This is a genomic window from Enteractinococcus coprophilus (genome assembly GCF_006716305.1).
Taxonomy (GTDB): Bacteria; Actinomycetota; Actinomycetes; order Actinomycetales; family Micrococcaceae; genus Yaniella; species Yaniella coprophila.
Genome location: NZ_VFOU01000004.1, coordinates 266,849 through 285,229, shown reverse-complemented (window position 1 = coordinate 285,229; position 18,381 = coordinate 266,849). Strand labels below are relative to the sequence as shown.

Here is an 18,381-nt window from a genome sequence, read left to right as displayed (position 1 = left end):
GTGCGCACAGAAATTGAACTTACAGACGTGGCCGCCACCCACCGCCTGGCACGTTCTGTTGCTCACCAGTTGCATGCAGGCGACGTCATGATTCTCACTGGCGAACTGGGAGCTGGGAAAACCACGTTCACCCAGGGGCTGGCCAGTGCCCTGGGGATCACCGCGTCCATTACCTCACCGACCTTCGTGCTGGCCCGCCACCACAAGCATCCGGGTGACGGTCTCAACTTGGTCCACGTCGATGCCTACCGGATCACCAGTGCTGATGAACTGGCCAGCCTAGATCTGGAATCCTGGCTGGATGATTCGGTGGTCGTGGTGGAATGGGGTCGCGGCACCGCCGAAGCGCTCACCGATGCCTACCTGGATATTGAGCTGATTCGCCGCGGAGCCACCAGCGATGAGCTGATCACCGATTTTTCCGACGACGAAGTCGAAGAACCCCGCACCGCGATCATCACCGGTCACGGCCAGCGCTGGGAAGGAATCCAGTTGACATGAGCCATATCTTCTTAGCGCTTGACACTTCCGCCACCGCTTCGGCAGCCATCGCTCGGGATGACGAGATCGTAGCCCACCGAGCCACCGACTCTCAGCGAAATCACTCGGAAGTTCTGGCTGGATTCATCAAAGAGGTGCTCACCGAGGCCGGGCTTGATCCGACTGCACCCGAAATGCTCGACGGGATCTTTGTTGGTGTCGGACCCGGCCCTTTCACCGGGCTGCGCGCCGGCATCGTCACCGCCCAAACGCTGGCTCACACCTGGAACATACCGGCCTACGGGGTGCTCAGCCTCGACGGGCTGGCCTACCGAGTAGCCCCCGAAGCCTTTCGCACCGGGGTTAATGAGTTCATCGTGGCCACGGATGCGCGACGCAAAGAGGTTTACTGGGCCCACTACGACAACATCGGCGGCCAACCCCAGCGCCTCCACTGGCCCTTTGTCACCGACCCGGCCGAGGTCACCGAGCTGCCCGTTTACGGTGCCGGCGCTGGTCTGTATCCGCAACACCTTTTTGGTATGTCCGAATTTGCCGACGCGGTGCCCGACGCCGCAGACATCGCAGCCTACGGCACTCTCGCGCTACGCCGAGGTCGCGGTTTGCAGCCGGTTGAACCGCACTACCTGCGCGGCCACGACGCTCAAATCCCGAAGCAACTGCGCAAATGAACCCACCCGCGCCCCTGCAGCTGCCTCCCGGATACGCCCAGCGTGCCTGGACCGCCGAAGACCTCACCGAAATCACCGCCTTGGATGCGTTAATCTTTGGCCCAGATGCCTGGTCATTGGAGCTCTTTGAAGCCGAATACCAGGCCTCGGTCGCCATTAACGCGCACAGCTTCTACCAGGTGGTCACCTACCGTGGGCAAATCGTCGGTTTCGCCGGGGTCATGTACGGGCCACCTTTTGCCGACATCACCACGATCGGCGTCCACCCAGACCACACCGGCAAAAAACTGGGCGCAGCCTTGCTGCTCTGGTGCATCCGCACAGCCGTCACCCTGGGAGCCCAGGACATGCTGTTAGAAGTCCGGGCCGACAACCGCACCGCTCAGCAGCTTTATGCCGACAACGGATTCACTCATATCCACACCCGGCCCAAGTATTATCCTGGCGGCATCGACGCGTGGGTTATGCGCAAACCCCTGCGCGGATCAGAAGCATCCATCGATCAGCAGACCAAGGAGTAACATGGCATCCCCGATCGTTCTAGGGATTGAAACCTCATGCGATGAAACCGGCATCGGCATTGTCTCCGGTACCAGACTGCTGGCTCACCAGGTCGCCTCATCCATGGACGAACACGTCGCCTTCGGCGGAGTCATCCCTGAAATCGCCGCCCGCGCGCACGTCACCGAATTCCTCCCGGTGCTGAATGCCGCACTGGCCGAAGCACACATCACCCTCGACGACGTCGATGCGATCGCCGTTACCGCAGGCCCCGGCCTAGCCGGAGCCCTCATGGTGGGAGTAGCCGGAGCCAAAGCGCTCGCAGTTGCCACCGGCAAACCGTTATACGGTATCAACCACCTCATCGCCCACATCGGAGTCGGCTTCCTCGACAACGTGGGCGCAGATCTGCACAACGTCCATCAACTCGGAGCACTACTGGTCTCCGGGGGCCACACCGAAATGCTGAAGATCAATTCGTTGACTTCGGATGTCGAACTGCTGGGTTCCACCATCGATGACGCGGCAGGTGAAGCTTACGATAAAGTCGCGCGCCTGATCGGGGCTGGGTATCCTGGCGGTCCGATCATCGATAAGATGGCACATGACGGGGATCCGAAAGCTTTCACATTCCCGCGCGGGCTCACCGCACCTAAAAACATGGGGAGCGCGCAAGAGCCTGCCAAAGATCGGTATAACTGGTCGTTTTCTGGGTTGAAGACCGCAGTGTCACGGGCAGTGGAACAATTTGCCCTACGCGACATGGAAGTCCCGGCCAACGACATCGCCGCTTCCTTCCAAGAAGCCGTGGCCGATGTCATCACCCACAAAGCAGTCCTTGCAGCAACGGAACACGGGATCGACCATATCTTGTTAGGCGGGGGAGTAGCAGCCAACTCTCGGCTGCGCCAGCTGCTGACCGAACGGACCCAAGCAGCGGGCATCGGATTGACCATCCCGCCGATGAATCTGTGTACCGATAACGGTGCCATGGTCGCAGCACTGGGCGCCCAACTCGTTGCCGATGGTGTGGCTCCTTCCGACCTCACATTCTCAGCAGACCCGACGCAAGCAGTGCAACGTGTCAGCGTCTAACCGACGCCCGTTGGCCATAAGCACGACCTTCAAGCATTGCAGCACGTAGTATGAACTGGTAGATCTCATAAACGTACTTGTCAGCGGCGTGCACGCTTTGCCATGATGAAAGGGTCGTCATTGTCACCAGCTACGGTTGCCCTCGCTCTCCTCCTCCTGGGGATTCTGGCACTGATTGGTATTCTGGTTCGCGTCCGCAGCAAGACCGCCCAGAATCTCTTTCTGCCAGTCTCGCTCATTGCAGGCTTCATCGCCCTGATCCTAGGGCCACAGGTTCTCGGACGAGTCGCCGGATGGCTAGGGTGGGACCCACTTGTCGAAGGCGGCATTTTCGGCTCAGAGGTTTTGTCCGTCTGGTCTGAACTACCGGGCTTACTCATCAGCGTAGTATTCGCAGCATTATTCCTCGGCTCACCCATCCCGTCCCCGAAACGCGCTGTGAAGCTGCTGGGCCCCCAGTTGTCGCTAGGTGTCACATTTGCCGCCGGCCAGTACGTCATCGGCATGCTGCTGGCCGTCCTCATCCTGGTTCCAGTGTTCAATGTGACTCCAATGTTCGGTGCGCTGATCGAAATCGGTTTCGAAGGCGGACACGGGACGGCCGCTGGCATGGCTCCTGTCATGACCGAAATGGGGTTTGAAGAAGGCGGCGATCTAGCCTTAGCGATGGCCACCGTGGGGATCCTTTCGGGTGTGATCATCGGTGTCATCGCGGTCAACTGGGCGGCTCGTCGAGGCCATTCAAAAACTTTGGATGTCAAAGCGAACCGAGACCCAGAGATCGCAGCTGGTCTGTATCGTCGAGATTTGCCGTCTGGTGGGCTTCAGACGATCCGCTCCGAATCACTCGATACCCTGACAATGCACATCGGCATCATCGCTCTAGCGATCCTTATCGGACAGGGGATGCTGTCGGCTTTACAGGCGCTCGAGCAGTGGCTGTGGGCCGACATCATTGAGATTTTTGCATACGTTCCGTTGTTCCCACTGGCCATGCTCGGTGGCGTGATCCTGCAGCTGATCGCTGATAAGACTGGCCTGGCACCACTCATTGACCGCGGCACCATGGAACGCATTCAGGGTCTCGCCCTGGATACGTTGATCATTGCAGCGATGGCGACCCTGTCGATCGACGCGATCGCAAATAACCTCGGTCCGTTTGTGATTCTTGCGGCCGCCGGGATCCTGTGGAATGTCTTCGTGCTGTTCGCCCTGGCTCCCCGGTTTATCCAAAGCTTCTGGTTCGAACGAGGCATCGCTGACTTTGGCCAGTCCATGGGTGTGACGGCTACCGGGTTGCTCCTTCTGCGCATGGCAGATCCAAAACAGGAAAGCCCGGCCTATGAATCATTTGGCTACAAGCAGCTAGTCTTCGAACCCTTTTTTGGTGGGGGATTGGTGACCGCCGCGGCCATCCCATTCATCGCGCAACTGGGTCCGTATCCACTCTTGATCGTCATGGCGGTGTTACTCGTCTTATCGTTGATCAGTGGGTTCTTCTACTTTGGCAAGCGATCCACATTCGTTGTAGAAGGTAGCGCCTAACGCCTTAGGCGCTACCAGGTACGGAGGGACTCTACGGTTTCTGCGGCAGAACCTAAGACCACGCTTGTGAGCTGCTCTTGAGATAATTTATCACCGAACTTTGAGTGTGTCTGAGCACGCTGTTTGGTTGCTGAATTATTGGCCCGCATCATGTCTTCGACCCACTGGAGTTCGTTGGCGCATCCTAATCGCTGCGCAATGGGCTCGATCCGGTTCAATACCTGTTCCAGGTGGTCAGTGACGAGCATTTCTGTGCCATCAGAGTCGATTATGGCGATCGTATCAAGGCCATATCGGGCAGCGCGCCATTTATTTTCCTGCACATACCAGGGCTGCAAGATATCGACGTGTTCCAGCGCATCGACGTCGCCGCCGACGACTTCGTGAACTAAACACTGCGTGAGGGCCGTGATAGCGCCGACTTGCTGGAGAGTAGACACGCCATCACACACGCGCTGTTCTACCGTGCCAAAACGTGGAACGGGGCGGATATCCCATCGGATCTCCGTGACATCATCGACCATCCCCACGGTGTGCAAATCCTCGACGACACGCTCATAATCGGACCACTGATGGAATTGAAACGGCAGCCCGCTTGTCGGCAACTGCTGAAATAGCAGGGTGCGCTGGGAAGCATAACCGGTGTCATACCCGACCCAGTACGGACTCGACGCGCTCAGTGCCAGCATGTGCGGATAATACTTGATGAGATGGTTCAACGCGGGCATCGCTTTATTGACATGATCCAACCCGATATGTGCATGAACCCCATAGATCAGCATTTGCTGTCCCCAATATTGGGTGCGGTCAAGTAGCTTTTGGTAGCGAGAACCCGATGAAATACGCTCTGCGAAGGGATGGGCAAAAGGATGGGTACCTTGCGAAAACAAGGTCAGCTCCTCACCCGCGATGAGTTCGAGGACATATCGTCCAGCGCTGGCGAGTTGATCTAAACCTTCGTCTACGGATTGGCAGACTCCGGTGACCAATTCCAAAGTGTTGAGCATAAACTCGCCGACAATTTGGAAAGGTTCTTCAGAAGGGACTTGAAGTTCGGCCAGAATGTCCTGGCCAACAGGGCGCAATTGCCCGGTAGACGAATCGACAAGTCCAAGTTCCCATTCGATGCCGACCGTCGATTGGGCAGACGTTGCAAAATCCAAGCGCACCTTGAAGCCTTTCTGCTGTATCTTTCTATCAATCGTACCGGGCGCTACGACATGGCAGTGCTGTCGGATGTCGAAAGTCTGCTCCGTGTTACATGATATTTTCCTGGGCTCTTAGCTGACTGGTCCCGTGCTGAAATGCTTTGCCGACTTAACGAGGCACTGCAAACCGGCTGAGCGTCTCGGGCGAGAAGAAGAGTGGCCCGTTTCTTTCAGAGAACTGGACGCAACTTTTTGCCACGTCGATACCGTGACAAGCCTCAACCTCTAGGCCATATAAACAAACTGGCGTTATAAGGCCTAGTCACCCCGGAGTTGTCTCGATCAGGGCTCACACCAAGACGATGTGACCTGAATAACATCAGGCTACCTTGCGCTAATTGATGCAGGCTTAGTAAAGTGATCTAACGTTAGCTTAGGCATACCTAAGTTCATAAGAGTGCTAATCTGTTATTTACTCTGTCATTTGGAGACTGAACGTGAAAAAATTTGGACTGACACGCTATCGTGTTGCCGCACTATTTGCCGTCGGCGCCTTGGGTTTAAGCGCCTGTGGTTCCCCTGATGCAGGCAGCGCGGAAGAAACCAGTGACGCTGGAGGCAATGCTTCAACGGTCGAAGTAACCGACATGGCTGGTACCACCCACACTGTTCCCGAAGAACCACAGTCGGTTATTGCAACCGATAACCGTGTGTTCCGCACCCTGGGAGAGTGGGACGTCGAATTATCCGCGGCTCCGATTGATCTCATGCCTGCCGACATGGAAGTGCTGGAGAAATACACCCAGAACGAAGAGATCCTCAATCTCGGCAACCACCGTGAGCCAAACATGGAAATGGTGACAGCTGCCGAACCGGATCTGGTCATCAACGGACAGCGTTTCAGTCAGCACGGCGAAGCAATTGCTAACGCGGTCGACGACGGCGTTCCTATTGTCGACACCGACATTGACGTCGAATCCGGCAATATCGACCAGGAATTCCGTGATCAGATCACGCTGCTTGGAGAAGTGTTCGGGCATCAAGACGACGCCGAAGCGCTCATCACTGACTTTGATGATGCTCTCGAGCGCGCCAAAGAAGCTTACGATCCAGAAGTCACGGTGGCAGGACTGATTACCTCTGGTGGCGATATCAACTACTCTGCTCCCACTACAGGTCGCGCGATCGGGCCACTGTATGACATCCTGGAACTGACCCCTGCCCTTGAGGACGACGGCTCGACCGACCACCAAGGTGATGACATCTCGGTTGAAGCAATCGCCTCGGCAAACCCAGAATTCCTAATCGTTATGGACCGCGATGCTGCAGTGGGCGATGGTACTTCTGCCGGCGCGAAAGAACTGATTGAGGAATCTGAAGCACTCCAGGACGTGCCTGCGGTTGCAAACGATAACATCTACTACATGCCAGCTGACTTCTACGTCGCCGAGGACATCCAGAACTACACTACGGTCCTCAATGAGTTAGCTGATATGTGGTCGAAATAATATAAAGGCTCTGCGTGACTAAACTTTCCCCTACCCGCCCCGATGGGCTTGTGACATCCATCGGTGCATCGAAGAACCCTGGATTGTGGTCGCGCACCTGGCCGCTGTTGATCGGGCTGATGGTAACCCTCAGCCTGATCATAGCCTCGTTATTTATCGGAGTGTACGATCTCAGCTCCGAGGGCGGACGCGAGATGTTTCTTATCACTCGCGTCCCCCGTACTCTCGCCCTGATCTTGTCGGGAGCGTCTATGGCGGTTGTCGGTCTGATTATGCAGCTGATGACCCAAAATCGGTTCGTGGAACCTTCTACTACCGGAACCATTGAATGGGCCGGACTGGGCCTGATTCTCACCTATATTTTTATTCCGCAACCATCGCTCATGCTCCGCATGATGGTGGCTATTGTGTTTGCCCTCATTGGCACGATCATCTTTTTTGCGTTTCTTCAACGGGTGGCCTTGAAGTCTTCGCTGGTGGTTCCCATCGTTGGACTCATGCTGGGGGCGGTTGTGGGAGCGGTGTCGACGTTTGTGGCGCTCCAGGCTGAAATGTTGCAAAACTTGGGCATCTGGTTTGCTGGTTCGTTCACCGGCGTGACGCGCGGCCGATACGAATTATTATGGATCGTTGCGGTTACCACAATCATTGTGTATTTTGTTGCGGATCGCTTTACCGTCGCCGGGCTAGGCCAAGAGATCGCCACTTCTGTGGGGTTGAATTATCGAGCGGTGATGATCGTTGGTATTTCGATTGTTGCCATCACCACCGGGGTGGTCTCAGTGGTCGTAGGCTCTCTACCGTTTTTGGGGCTGGTCGTCCCCAACATTGTGTCGATGTTTCGCGGAGACAATCTTCGGACTAACCTGCCCTGGGTCGTCATGGTCGGCATTGTTGTCATCACGCTCACCGATATCATCGGCCGCACCATCATCATGCCTTTCGAAATTCCTGTGTCGATGATCCTTGGCGTACTGGGAGCAACCGTATTCGTCTACCTCATCGTCAGAAGGGGGCGTCGTGGCTAACACAATGACCGTTCCTGTCGAAACGACTTCGAACTTCATTAACGCAAAGCACCGCCGCCGCTGGCTGATCTCGCTCATTGGGCTCATCGTCGTCGCCGTCGGACTGACGATCGCAACCATCGTCTATAGCAACCCGATGCCCTTGGGCAGCAATGGGTTCTGGAAGATCGCAGAAGCACGCGTGATCTCGGTTGTCGTGATCGCAGTGGTGGCACTATCTCACTCATTTGCCACGGTCGCCTTTCACACGGTCACCGCGAACAGAATTGTCACTCCATCAATCCTGGGGTTCGAAGCGCTCTACGGGTTGATCAACACGGCAGCCGTATTCTTCTTCGGCGCGCTCGGGGCGACTTTGACGCGTGGTATCGTGTCATACTTCTTCCAAGTCGCCATGATGGTCGCCTTTGCCACATTGCTCTATACCTGGCTGCTGGGGTCTAAATTCACCAACGTTCACACCATGCTCTTGGTCGGTGTGGTGATGGGGGCTGGTCTTGCCTCGCTGACCACCTTTATGCAACGCATGCTCGACCCCAATGAATTCGACATCCTCACCGCCCGCCTGATGGGCAACATCTCCAATGCCAGCACGGAATATCTGCCCTACGCAGTGCCCATCGTCCTCGTTGTGGTGACCTGGCTCTGGCTCAACTCGCGCCGGCTCGACACACTGTCGCTGGGGTCGGCGGTCTCAACGAACTTGGGACTCAACCACCGCACCGAGCTGATTAAGGTTCTCATCGCGGTCTCAATTCTCATGGCGATGACTACCTCGCTGGTCGGTCCCATGACATTCCTGGGCTTCCTGGTTGCCACCATGGCGTATTCCATCGCTGACACGTACAGCCACCGGGCAATCTTCCCGATCTCGTTCCTCTTGGGATACGTGCTGCTGACCGGCGCATATTTTGTCTTGCGGCATATTTTTTACGCCCAGGGTGCGGTTACCATCATCGTCGAGTTGATCGGCGGGCTAGTATTTCTTATCGTCATCATGCGGAAGGGGCGGCTATGATTACCCTCGAAAACGTTACCAAAACCTATGCGGGCGAAACCACCATTGGACCCATCAACGTGCAGATCCCATCCGGTGGTATTACCTCCCTGGTAGGTCCGAACGGTGCAGGGAAGTCGACCGTACTGACGATGATGGGTCGGCTCATGAGCCCCGACTCTGGGCGGATCACCGTCGGCGGGCTGGACGTGGCCCAAGCCAAGTCCAACGAGGTAGCCAAAACGCTGGCTATTCTGCGCCAAGAAAACCACTTCGTCACCCGACTCACCGTCCGTCAGCTCATTGGTTTCGGACGCTATCCGCACTCTCGTGGCCGGCTGACCGTTGAAGACGAACGCCACATCAACGAAGCTTTAGAATTTCTCAACCTGACCGCGCTGCAAGACCGATACCTCGATGAACTGTCAGGCGGTCAACGCCAGCGCGCTTATGTGGCCATGGTGCTGGCCCAAGATACCGAATACGTCTTCCTCGACGAACCACTCAATAACCTCGACATGAGCCACTCGGTGCAGATGATGCGCCAGCTGCGTGCTGCCGCCGATGATTTGGGACGCACCGTGATCGTGGTGATGCATGATATTAACTTCGCATCGCGTTACTCGGATAATATCCTGGCCATGAATGACGGCCAAGTGACACACTTCGATACGTGCGCAGATACCATGAAGTCGTCGGTTCTGACCGAGATTTTCGGCACCTCAGTCCGTATTATTGACGACATTGATGGACCGCTGGCAGTCTACTTCTAACCTGGCCTCAGCCCTCAGGAATAACGGCGCACGTGGTTGGGTTGCACCGCACTGACAGAAACCTCGCGATAAGGGCTGCCATGCATTTGCAAGCATCAACCCCGACGATTGAATCTCAGCTGACACGACTCATCCAGCTCGGCGTGCCGGCTTTGGCAGGCTACACTGAACAGGAGTTCACCGCGGCCGGTGATGCCCTGCCCAACCGTGACGGCGGTATTATCGTCGTGCACCCCCACCTGCTCCCGCCATCGCGTCTCGCGCCGCTTCTAGAACGCGACGGAAAGTCGGGCTTCGTCGTGGTAGACATGGTCGACCTTGACAAATTCGAGCCCCTAGCTGGCCTGACAATTCCTGTGGCACCGCTCTACGTGATCAGCGACATCAATCGTGGCGACGATATGCTCAACTGGAGCCCCGACGAAGCACTGGCTGAAATCACCACCCGAGGACGCCGCCCACTGACCATAAGCGAAGGGATCTCCTGGCTTTTACAGCAGCCGGATCAGCTGGAACCAAATCGCTGCTTCATGACCATCGCCTCTCGCAAACGCAAAAAACAGGGTCTCGATGCCCGCACGCCAGCAATTTGGATCAGTAGCGGGACCGGGCGAGATGGCAAGAACAACCGCGGAGCGCCCAAGGTGGGATGGTGCTGGGCTCGCAACCGTCACACATGGCTCGGTTTTGCTTCAACCCTCTAAACACACGCGGTGGGCAACCGCTGTTGGTTAGTCCTCGACCCACTCCAACAGATCCCCGGGTTGGCAGTCCAGCACTTTGCACATCGCCTCCAAGGTGCTGAACCTCACCGCTTTTGCGCGACCGTTCTTGAGCACGGACACATTTGCCGGACTGATCCCAACTCGCTCGGCAAACTCTGCAACGCTCATTTTCCGTTTCGCGAGTTCAACGTCGATCCGCACCACGATGGCCATCAGATCACTCCCTCAAGGTCTTCGCGCAGCCTGGTGGCCTGTCGCAAGAGATCGCGGAGTACGACGACGAGTAAGACGAAGACCGCGGCGATCAGCGTGACGCCGAGCAACACGAGGGTCGGTCCTGGATCGCGTATTTCCGGGGTGAAATAAATATAGCTGATGATAGCACCAGCCATGGCGGCCAGCAGAACCCAGGCGGCGAAGACCGTCCACGCGATGATGTCAACCCACCGCAGGGAGCCGGCGGTGAAGATCTGATCGTGGCGGACCAGGGTTAATAAGCGCCAGGTGCATACGATCACGACTTGCACGCACAGCGCCTCGAGCTCCCAGAAGATCAGTAGTGGCCACCGCCAGGGATCACTTTCCGGGGAGTGGATGAACTCGCCAGGAAAAGACATGACTTGTGCAACCACGAGTCCCAGAAACACGATCACCAGCAGGATGCGCAGCGGGAAAACCACTCGACTCACGGTGGATTTGTGGACCTGTTTTGCGTCAATCATCTATCGATTATCATTCGATAGATGTCGAATGTCAATCCCATGCAGGGTATAGCTATTGGAACCATCGCCATCGTCTACGGGGAAGGTGATGACTCACCGGGGCTTCAGGGCCTCGGGACACTGATCGTTCTCGGCATGATCGCACTTGGTGTGAGAACCATTCGACGTAGAGGTCAGGGCGGTCCCAAAGCGAAGCTCAGCCCCCTCGAATATGAAGTAGACGCCGATAAGAACGACTGAAAGCGGCTCAAGGATCGGTAGGATGAGACTATCGTCCCAGGGTAATAGAGGTTGAGGTCGCCATCGTAGTAGGAGAGCCAGTGTCAGAGCAGCTAGTAAATTTCTGTGATCTCACCATTCGTTATAACGACCAGGTGTTAGAGCCGAGAGGCTGGACTGCAGCCCAGTCGGCCTGGGCCGCTGAATTACTTGTCGATGCGCCTTCAGGACCAGTCCTGGAACTGTGTGCCGGTGTTGGACATATCGGCTTGGGCGCTATTCGGGACTCATTACGCACTCTTGTTATGGTCGATTTCAATCCCGTGGCACAACAATTCGCATACGACAACGCCGCCGCGAATAATCTGACGACGCAGGTGGAATTTCGTCTGGCACGAATGGAAGAAGCGCTGCAGCCGGATGAACGCTTTGGATTAATCATTGCGGATCCACCTTGGGTGTCGTCGGCGGAGACGTCGCGATTCCCTGCGGACCCGCTCACCGCGATTGATGGCGGAGACGACGGCCTGGATTTAGCACGCACCTGCGTGGAGTTGATCGACCGCCATCTTCTGGACGATGGCTCCGCGCTACTCCAGCTTGGAAACAACGATCAGGTAGCGCGCATTACTGAATATGCCCAACAGTTCTCGGCCGGGTCTCTCAAGGTAGAAGAAACCCGGACGTTCGAAGACGGAGTCGTAGTCTGGCTTGCGCGCTAATCAGTCGGCGGCTGTTGCTTGCGCAGAAACTTGTGCGTTCCGTCGCACCAGGGCTTGATTTGTGATTTGCCACATCGGCAGACCGCGCTGACCGGACGAGTCGTCTGATGGTCATTGCCATTTTCGTCCTGAACGACGTGGTCGCCGCGCAACAGCATCGGGCCGCCGGGACACAAGATGATATCCGGGTAATCTGATTTCGAAGCGTCACTCATGCTGCCCACTCTTGTAGCATGCGGTCGGCATATCGATCTTCGAGATCCATGCTGGTCCACGCGCCGAAAAACACGTCTTCGTGCAGTTCGGGTTCTTCTTCGAGGAGGACCCCGCAAATCGTCCGGACCGCCAGTTGCTCATGGACCGCGTCGGCCTCAACGTGTTCGGTGTAATACTCCAGCATCTCGGGCGGAAAACCGAGCCTATCGAGTCCTTGGGCGATGCGACGCGAGGGTACCGAACTGGTGGCTTCAAATGCGGCTAGGAATCCCAACGAGGCTGCACGAAGTCGGCGATTCAAGCCGAATAACGACATTGCGTTATTCTGTTCTAAGACTTCCAGGGGTGCCTCGTCAATATAGGCCCCGTAGGTGGCATCCAATCCGCTGGCTTCAAGACCGCGAGCGAACAGGGTGGCGTGCAGTCGGTTTGGATCGCCCGCACCGTATTCGTCGTATTGCAATTCCACGACGGCGGCTTTGACAGGATCGGACAGTCGGGGAATCACCCAGGTGGTGTGGTCGGATTCTTTGAGATGATAAATGGTTTTATGTCGTAGAAACTCGTGGACTTGATCTTTGGTGGCAAACTTATGGATGTGACCGGAAAGAGATGGTCCATCATGGCTGGCAACAAAATCAAAAAACGTCTCGGCGAAGGCTCCCGGTTCGGGTAGTTGGGGTGCTCGGCCACGAAGCGTCTGTTCAAAATCTGTTTCAAGTTGACGCCGCAAACCAATCAGGTGGGGATCCCACTCCAGGTCATCTGAAACGTCTTCAAAGCCGCGGTGGTGCAGTTCATAGAGCACCCACAGGGTCAACTGCGCGTCCTCGGTTCCATCCGGTTCGGGCGTATCTGAAATTGGTGCTGTATCCCCACTTTGCAGTGCCTGAAAAACGCATCCGCTCAGGGCGCCGCGTGCTTTAGGAAGCAACATGAATCCACCCCGAGCAGTCAAATGGTGGGTACATTTGCGTGTGCATGCACGTCCTCGTCTCGTCATTGCAAAAGGCTTGCATTCAAGGTACAAGTAAAGCGAGGGTTTCTGAACTGTGTCAAGATCTCATTGAGGTCGATGCCGTGTGGGGTCAGCCACCACCTGCGGTGTTGCGATCCTGACTGGCTAAGCCGGGCCCCGACTGCGGGTCGGTCCGTTTGTCATACGCATGCAAGGGACAGCAAAATCGATTACCCCTTGGTGCGTGGCACGATCATGACGGTCCCGCGAGCGTGGGACAGCGTGGTGCGGGAAACGGATCCTAATAATAGGCTGGCGAATCCGCCGTGACCGCGAGTTCCCAAGACGGTCAGCTGGGCGCGCCCGGTACAGTCCAGCATGGCCTCGGCTGGGATTTTGCGTTGGACAACCAGGGAGATCTCCACGCCGGGGACTTCATGTTGGAGATGTTCCTGCTCGGTCATCAACGAGCGCATCATGTCGTCGTGAATCTGTTGTTCCATTGTCTCATTGGATGCGAGATACCAGACCGTGGAAGTGCCAGTGAAATGCGGCTGCGACTGCACAAGTTCCAGCGTGACGCCGCGTCGTTTCGCTTCGTGAGCGGCCACGACGGCTGCGCGACGGGCATGCTCGGAACCGTCTACACCCACACACACCGGTCGATCATCTGGTGTAGTCGATATGCCTTGAGTTGTCGTATCTGCATCGGATTCTGGACTATGGACGATGACGGTGGGGCAGTCTGCGTGAGCCGGGAGGGCGGAAGCAACTGAACCCAGGACGCGCCCCCAGAATTTACCGAGGCCACGACGGCCTACGACAATGAGTTGGGCATCCGAAGACAGCTTGACTAACCAATCGGTGGCATCACCGATCAATGCCCGGTACTCCACCGTCCCCGTATAATTTTGGCCCTCTAACAATGCCTGTGCTTCGGCAAGTTTGTCTTCGGCAAGACGGCGGGCCGGATCAACCACTTGGGCGCCGGACATGCTGCGGATGTAATCGCTATAAGGAAAGACAAATGCTGAAGCGACCGTTAGCGGCACGTTGCGCAGGGTGGCTGCCCGCGCGGCCCAAAACAGGGCATCAATGGCATGCGGTGAGCCATCGAAGCCCACGACGACTCCCGGGCTGGTGTGTTCATGAGATGACGGAGTGCTCATCACCGCAGACCTCCATGACTAGGACACTTCGGGTGCTTCCATGGTAGACCAACCCCCAGTGTCTTGCAGCACATCTTTTCGGAAAAATAGGCCGGGGCGCACCGTTCCACTGCGCCTCAAGCTTCGCTCTCCAGGGTTGCACGCTCCTCACCATCGCCTGGCCGGTCTTGACTGGGAAACGCTCATGAACCATATTGTTGACCGCCTGATCGGATCAACAACTGTCACATGACCTATGCGAAGCCCTGACCGGCTAGTCGAGCTTTCTGCAACACTAGACCGCTCACTACGATCCAAAACATAGTCACAACTGCAAATGTGCAGTACTAGCCTTCAGCACGCAGCAACGTGCTTCTGGGCCTCATCAGATCGGTTGGACGACGATTGCATAGCGCGCCTCGCCGACTCTCGTGAGCACCAAGGTCAGGTGTTCGCCCGATGCGGGTTTCTTCGTATTGAGTCCCTGCATCAGGGTGCGGCGCAGTTCTTCTGGGGAGACATCTACGCCACGTTTCTTAATATCGAGCCTAGTGACGTTGTGTTCTTTGATGTAACGGCGCAAGGTTTTGATCTTATAGGGCAGCACTTCAAGGATTCGGTAACCGGTAGCAAAGGCGGTCTCGTGGTATTCGTCCGAGCAGAAATAGGCAATGTGTTCATCCAGCTGTCGCCCGGCCGAGGTCTGTGTGGCATCGTTATCCATGAAGTGTTCAACCATCAAATCCGTGACAAGCCCGGCACGGATCACTGCACCATCGGGTTCGTAAAGGTAGCCGGCCGCCCCGTCAATCCCGGTGACAGGAACCTGCGGTGACATCCCAAAATCGGTAGGTGAGGTCAACTCGCTGGCACCGTGAGCGTTGATGACCAGCGCAGCTCGGCGGACATCGGAACGTTGGGCCATGTTGAACCATAATGCGGCTTCAACCACACTGCCGTGCAATGAGACCCACTGGGCTTCGGCGGTATCGGGGATGACCTCATGGGCCAGTGCTGGGCCGAGTTTAACACCCAAAGGGTAACCGGCGCTCGCCAACTCTTCAACAAAGGACAGGGGCGGGGAGAAGGCTTCGGGATCAAAAATTCTTACGGTGCCCGACGACTGGGTCTTCCGGCGTGCCGGATCTAACCAGTAGCCACGCGCGGTGCCCTCGGAGACAGGGTTATCCCGAACCCACTGGATCGCATCGGCGACGTCAACTTTGGCATGGGGAAACGGCATGAGGTTGATCGTGGTTGCTGCCGCCGTGGTCTCATCAATTTCCACCGCGGTCACTGGGATGTCAAGACCCGCGATTGCTAAGGCGTCGGCACCTAAACCGCAGCCCAAATCGATCACTTCATCGACGCCAGCCCGAGCGAATCGACGCGCGTGATGAGCGGCCACCTGTAATGGTGTTGCCTGCTGCAGACCGGCATCAGTAAACAGCATCTGTTCAACGAATGGCCCGAATTTGGCCACCGCTTGCGTCCGGAGCTTCAGTTGCGTCAACACCGAGTTCACAACGGTTGGGGCATAGCCTTCCGCGCGGAGCCGCTCCGCAAGCGTCAGGGTCTCGGAGCTGGCATATTCGCCGCTGCGCCACAGCTTATTGAGCAGTTTGAACCCCTCCGGGGTGAGAGCGCCGGCAAGTTCAGAGGCAGTTGATTCAGACACAACTTCCAGCGTACCTGGTTCTGCACGCCACGACTCATCGAGACAGTAGCGCCATCGCGCGATGATGCTACCTGCAAACTGTTTCGTCGCCAAACGCGAAATGAATTAGCACTCTATTTGACCAAGTGCTAATCGCAGAATACAGTTGAGAATTGGCACACGCGGCATGCGAGTGCTAAGCCTTTAGGTTCCAGCCATCCGGCACCCGCGACGACGGTTGGCTTGCCCGGCACAATGAACAATATTTACCTTTTACTTAGTAGGAGAGATTCATGGCTGTCTCCATCAAGCCTCTAGAGGACCGCATCGTAGTTGAACCACTGGCCGCCGAGCAGACCACTGCTTCCGGCCTGGTTATTCCAGACACCGCTCAGGAAAAACCACAAGAAGGAAAAGTTGTAGCCGTAGGCCCAGGCCGCGTTGCTGACAACGGCGAACGCATCAGTGTTGACGTTTCCGAAGGCGACGTCGTGCTGTTTTCCAAATACGGTGGCACCGAAGTCAAGTACGGCGGCCAGGAATACCTCGTGCTGTCCGCGCGTGACGTGCTGGCCGTCATCGAAAAATAAGCCTGACTCTTCTGTAAGCATTTTTCGAAACGAACTACAAAGGAGAACAGTTGGCTAAACAACTGCTATTCAACGACGCTGCTCGTCGCGCACTACAAGCTGGTGTGGACAAGTTGGCTGACACTGTCAAAGTCACCCTTGGTCCAAAAGGCCGCAACGTCGTCCTCGATAAGGCATGGGGCGCACCCAATATCACCAACGACGGCGTGACCATTGCTCGCGAAGTCGAACTGGAAGACCCGTTCGAAGACATGGGTGCCCAGCTGGCAAAAGAAGTTGCCACCAAAACTCAAGACATCGCCGGTGACGGTACCACCACCGCAACCGTTCTTGCCCAGGCCCTGGTCAATGAAGGTCTGCGCCTGGTTGCTGCCGGTGCAGCACCTGGCGAAGTCAAAAAAGGCGTCGAAGCCGCAGTAGAGGTTCTGCAGGAACGTTTGCTGGAGAACGCTGTTGAAGTATCCGGTGATATGGTCTCCCACGTGGCTGCCATTTCCTCGGGCGAAACCGAAATCGGTGAACTGCTGGCCAAGGCCTTCGACACCGTGGGTGTGAACGGTGTCATCACCGTTGAAGAGTCCTCAACCACCCAGACCGAACTGGAAATCACCGAAGGTATGGAATTCGACAAGGGCTACCTGTCGCCATACATGGTTACCGACGCCGAGCGTCAAGAAGCCGTGTTGGAAGATCCATACATTCTGCTGACCCAGTCCAAGATCTCCAACGTCCAGGACTTCTTGCCACTGCTAGAAAAAGTTCTACAGGAAAAGAAGCCACTGTTCATCGTTGCTGAAGACGTTGACGGTGAAGCCCTGTCGACCCTGGTCGTCAATAAACTGCGCGGCACTCTGAACGCTGTAGCCGTCAAGGCCCCAGGCTTTGGCGACCGCCGCAAAGCCATGCTCCAGGACATCGCCACCCTAACCGGTGCACAGGTCGTTTCCGAAGACCTGGGCATGAAACTGGATCAGGTTGGTCTGGAAGTTCTGGGTACCGCTCGTCGCGTGACCGTGACCAAGGACGTCACCACCATCGTTGATGGTGCCGGTGAAGCCCAGGATGTTGCGGATCGTGTTGCGCAGATCAAATCGGAAATCGAAGCAACTGATTCCGACTGGGACCGCGAAAAACTGCAGGAACGTCTAGCCAAACTGGCCGGCGGCGTCTCCGTCATCAAGGTCGGTGCCGCCACCGAGGTCGAGCTCAAAGAACGCAAGGGCCGCATCGAAGATGCTGTCGCCTCGACCCGTGCAGCACTGGAAGAAGGCATCGTTGCCGGTGGTGGTACGGCGTTGATCAACGCTGCCGCCGCGCTGGATGACGCCGAATCCTTGAAGGAACTGCCATCCGATCAGAAGGCCGGTGTCGACGTTGTACGCCGCGCTATCGTCCAGCCAGCCCGCTGGATCGCACTGAACGCTGGCGAAGACGGTTCGGTTGTTGTCTCCCGTGTTGCCGACTTGAAGCCAAACGAAGGCTACAACGCGGCAACCGGTGAATACGGCAACCTCGTGGATGCAGGCATCATCGACCCGGTCAAGGTCACCCGTTCGGCACTGTCGAACGCCGCCTCGATCGCCGGTATGGTCCTGACCACCGAAACTCTGGTTGCTGACAAAGTGGAAGAAGACGAAGATTAAGCACTTCGTGTCTT

At 56.6% G+C, this 18,381-nt stretch carries 21 protein-coding genes; 14 read left to right on the top strand and 7 right to left on the bottom strand.

The window, feature by feature from the left end; translation table 11 throughout:
- The 5 genes from tsaE (at nt 1) to FB556_RS12580 (ending at nt 4,313) form a co-directional block, all read left to right on the top strand.
- Nucleotides 1–501, top strand: coding sequence for a tRNA (adenosine(37)-N6)-threonylcarbamoyltransferase complex ATPase subunit type 1 TsaE (gene tsaE, locus FB556_RS12600; protein ID WP_246057480.1), 501 nt, complete (start codon nt 1–3; stop codon nt 499–501).
- A complete protein-coding gene (gene tsaB / locus FB556_RS12595) occupies nt 498–1,172 on the top strand; it encodes a tRNA (adenosine(37)-N6)-threonylcarbamoyltransferase complex dimerization subunit type 1 TsaB (protein ID WP_141868254.1) in 675 nt (224 codons plus the stop codon). The genes tsaE and tsaB overlap by 4 nt, the downstream gene beginning before the upstream one ends.
- On the top strand, nt 1,169–1,693 hold the full coding sequence (locus tag FB556_RS12590; RefSeq protein ID WP_141868252.1) for a GNAT family N-acetyltransferase: 525 nt from the start codon (nt 1,169–1,171) through the stop codon (nt 1,691–1,693). The genes tsaB and FB556_RS12590 overlap by 4 nt, the downstream gene beginning before the upstream one ends.
- 1 nt (nt 1,694) lies before the next feature.
- Nucleotides 1,695–2,768 carry a tRNA (adenosine(37)-N6)-threonylcarbamoyltransferase complex transferase subunit TsaD gene (gene tsaD, locus FB556_RS12585; protein ID WP_141868250.1) on the top strand — a complete coding sequence of 358 codons (1,074 nt, stop codon included), beginning with the start codon at nt 1,695–1,697 and terminating at the stop codon, nt 2,766–2,768.
- A 120-nt stretch (nt 2,769–2,888) separates the two neighbouring features.
- The gene (locus FB556_RS12580) at nt 2,889–4,313 is read left to right on the top strand and encodes a sodium/glutamate symporter (RefSeq protein WP_141868248.1); all 1,425 of its coding nucleotides are present in this window, start codon (nt 2,889–2,891) and stop codon (nt 4,311–4,313) included.
- A gap of 11 nt (nt 4,314–4,324) precedes the next feature.
- On the opposite strand, the gene FB556_RS12575 is transcribed toward FB556_RS12580, so the two are convergent.
- Nucleotides 4,325–5,482, bottom strand: coding sequence for a glutamate--cysteine ligase (locus FB556_RS12575; protein ID WP_141868246.1), 1,158 nt, complete (start codon nt 5,480–5,482; stop codon nt 4,325–4,327).
- A gap of 476 nt (nt 5,483–5,958) precedes the next feature.
- Here FB556_RS12575 and FB556_RS12570 point away from each other — a divergent pair, with 476 nt between their 5' ends.
- The 5 genes from FB556_RS12570 (at nt 5,959) to FB556_RS12550 (ending at nt 10,471) form a co-directional block, all read left to right on the top strand.
- The gene (locus FB556_RS12570) at nt 5,959–6,969 is read left to right on the top strand and encodes a siderophore ABC transporter substrate-binding protein (RefSeq protein WP_246057478.1); all 1,011 of its coding nucleotides are present in this window, start codon (nt 5,959–5,961) and stop codon (nt 6,967–6,969) included.
- 50 nt (nt 6,970–7,019) lie between these two features.
- Nucleotides 7,020–7,997: an ABC transporter permease gene (locus tag FB556_RS12565; protein WP_246057499.1), complete on the top strand. Its 978-nt coding sequence runs from the start codon at nt 7,020–7,022 to the stop codon at nt 7,995–7,997.
- Nucleotides 7,990–9,015, top strand: a complete 1,026-nt coding sequence (locus FB556_RS12560) for an iron chelate uptake ABC transporter family permease subunit (protein ID WP_246057476.1) — start codon at nt 7,990–7,992, stop codon at nt 9,013–9,015. Before FB556_RS12565 ends, FB556_RS12560 begins: the two co-directional genes overlap by 8 nt.
- Nucleotides 9,012–9,767: an iron ABC transporter ATP-binding protein gene (locus FB556_RS12555; protein ID WP_141868244.1), complete on the top strand. Its 756-nt coding sequence runs from the start codon at nt 9,012–9,014 to the stop codon at nt 9,765–9,767. The genes FB556_RS12560 and FB556_RS12555 overlap by 4 nt, the downstream gene beginning before the upstream one ends.
- An 80-nt stretch (nt 9,768–9,847) precedes the next feature.
- Nucleotides 9,848–10,471 carry a DUF5701 family protein gene (locus tag FB556_RS12550; RefSeq protein ID WP_141868242.1) on the top strand — a complete coding sequence of 208 codons (624 nt, stop codon included), beginning with the start codon at nt 9,848–9,850 and terminating at the stop codon, nt 10,469–10,471.
- Between the two features lie 27 nt (nt 10,472–10,498).
- Here FB556_RS12550 and FB556_RS12545 read toward each other — a convergent pair whose 3' ends face one another.
- Together FB556_RS12545 and FB556_RS12540 are read right to left on the bottom strand one after the other, a co-directional pair.
- Nucleotides 10,499–10,705 (bottom strand): helix-turn-helix domain-containing protein, encoded by a 207-nt coding sequence (locus FB556_RS12545; protein WP_141868240.1) that lies wholly within the window; start codon nt 10,703–10,705, stop codon nt 10,499–10,501.
- Entirely contained in the window at nt 10,705–11,214 is a 510-nt protein-coding gene (locus FB556_RS12540; RefSeq protein WP_141868238.1) for a DUF2975 domain-containing protein, read from the bottom strand. The genes FB556_RS12545 and FB556_RS12540 overlap by 1 nt, the downstream gene beginning before the upstream one ends.
- Before the next feature lie 21 nt (nt 11,215–11,235).
- Between FB556_RS12540 and FB556_RS12535 the strand changes: the two genes are divergently transcribed.
- The gene (locus FB556_RS12535; protein WP_141868236.1) at nt 11,236–11,454 is read left to right on the top strand and encodes a hypothetical protein; all 219 of its coding nucleotides are present in this window, start codon (nt 11,236–11,238) and stop codon (nt 11,452–11,454) included.
- Nucleotides 11,455–11,534: 80 nt separating this feature from the next.
- Complete coding sequence (locus FB556_RS12530) at nt 11,535–12,155, top strand: methyltransferase (protein WP_246057474.1); 621 nt, start codon at nt 11,535–11,537, stop codon at nt 12,153–12,155.
- Here the strand turns inward: FB556_RS12530 and FB556_RS12525 are convergent.
- From FB556_RS12525 to FB556_RS12510, 4 genes are all read right to left on the bottom strand, one after another.
- Nucleotides 12,152–12,370: a CDGSH iron-sulfur domain-containing protein gene (locus FB556_RS12525; RefSeq protein WP_141868232.1), complete on the bottom strand. Its 219-nt coding sequence runs from the start codon at nt 12,368–12,370 to the stop codon at nt 12,152–12,154. The genes FB556_RS12530 and FB556_RS12525 overlap by 4 nt on opposite strands.
- On the bottom strand, nt 12,367–13,308 hold the full coding sequence (locus FB556_RS12520; RefSeq protein WP_141868230.1) for an iron-containing redox enzyme family protein: 942 nt from the start codon (nt 13,306–13,308) through the stop codon (nt 12,367–12,369). The genes FB556_RS12525 and FB556_RS12520 overlap by 4 nt, the downstream gene beginning before the upstream one ends.
- A gap of 251 nt (nt 13,309–13,559) precedes the next feature.
- A complete protein-coding gene (locus FB556_RS12515) occupies nt 13,560–14,498 on the bottom strand; it encodes a universal stress protein (protein WP_141868228.1) in 939 nt (312 codons plus the stop codon).
- A 364-nt stretch (nt 14,499–14,862) separates the two neighbouring features.
- Entirely contained in the window at nt 14,863–16,155 is a 1,293-nt protein-coding gene (locus FB556_RS12510) for a class I SAM-dependent methyltransferase (protein ID WP_141868226.1), read from the bottom strand.
- Nucleotides 16,156–16,427: 272 nt separating this feature from the next.
- Between FB556_RS12510 and groES the strand changes: the two genes are divergently transcribed.
- The gene (gene groES, locus FB556_RS12505; RefSeq protein WP_141868224.1) at nt 16,428–16,724 is read left to right on the top strand and encodes a co-chaperone GroES; all 297 of its coding nucleotides are present in this window, start codon (nt 16,428–16,430) and stop codon (nt 16,722–16,724) included.
- 50 nt (nt 16,725–16,774) lie between these two features.
- Complete coding sequence (groL, locus tag FB556_RS12500; protein ID WP_141868222.1) at nt 16,775–18,367, top strand: chaperonin GroEL; 1,593 nt, start codon at nt 16,775–16,777, stop codon at nt 18,365–18,367.
- The last annotated feature ends 14 nt before the right edge of the window (nt 18,368–18,381 follow it).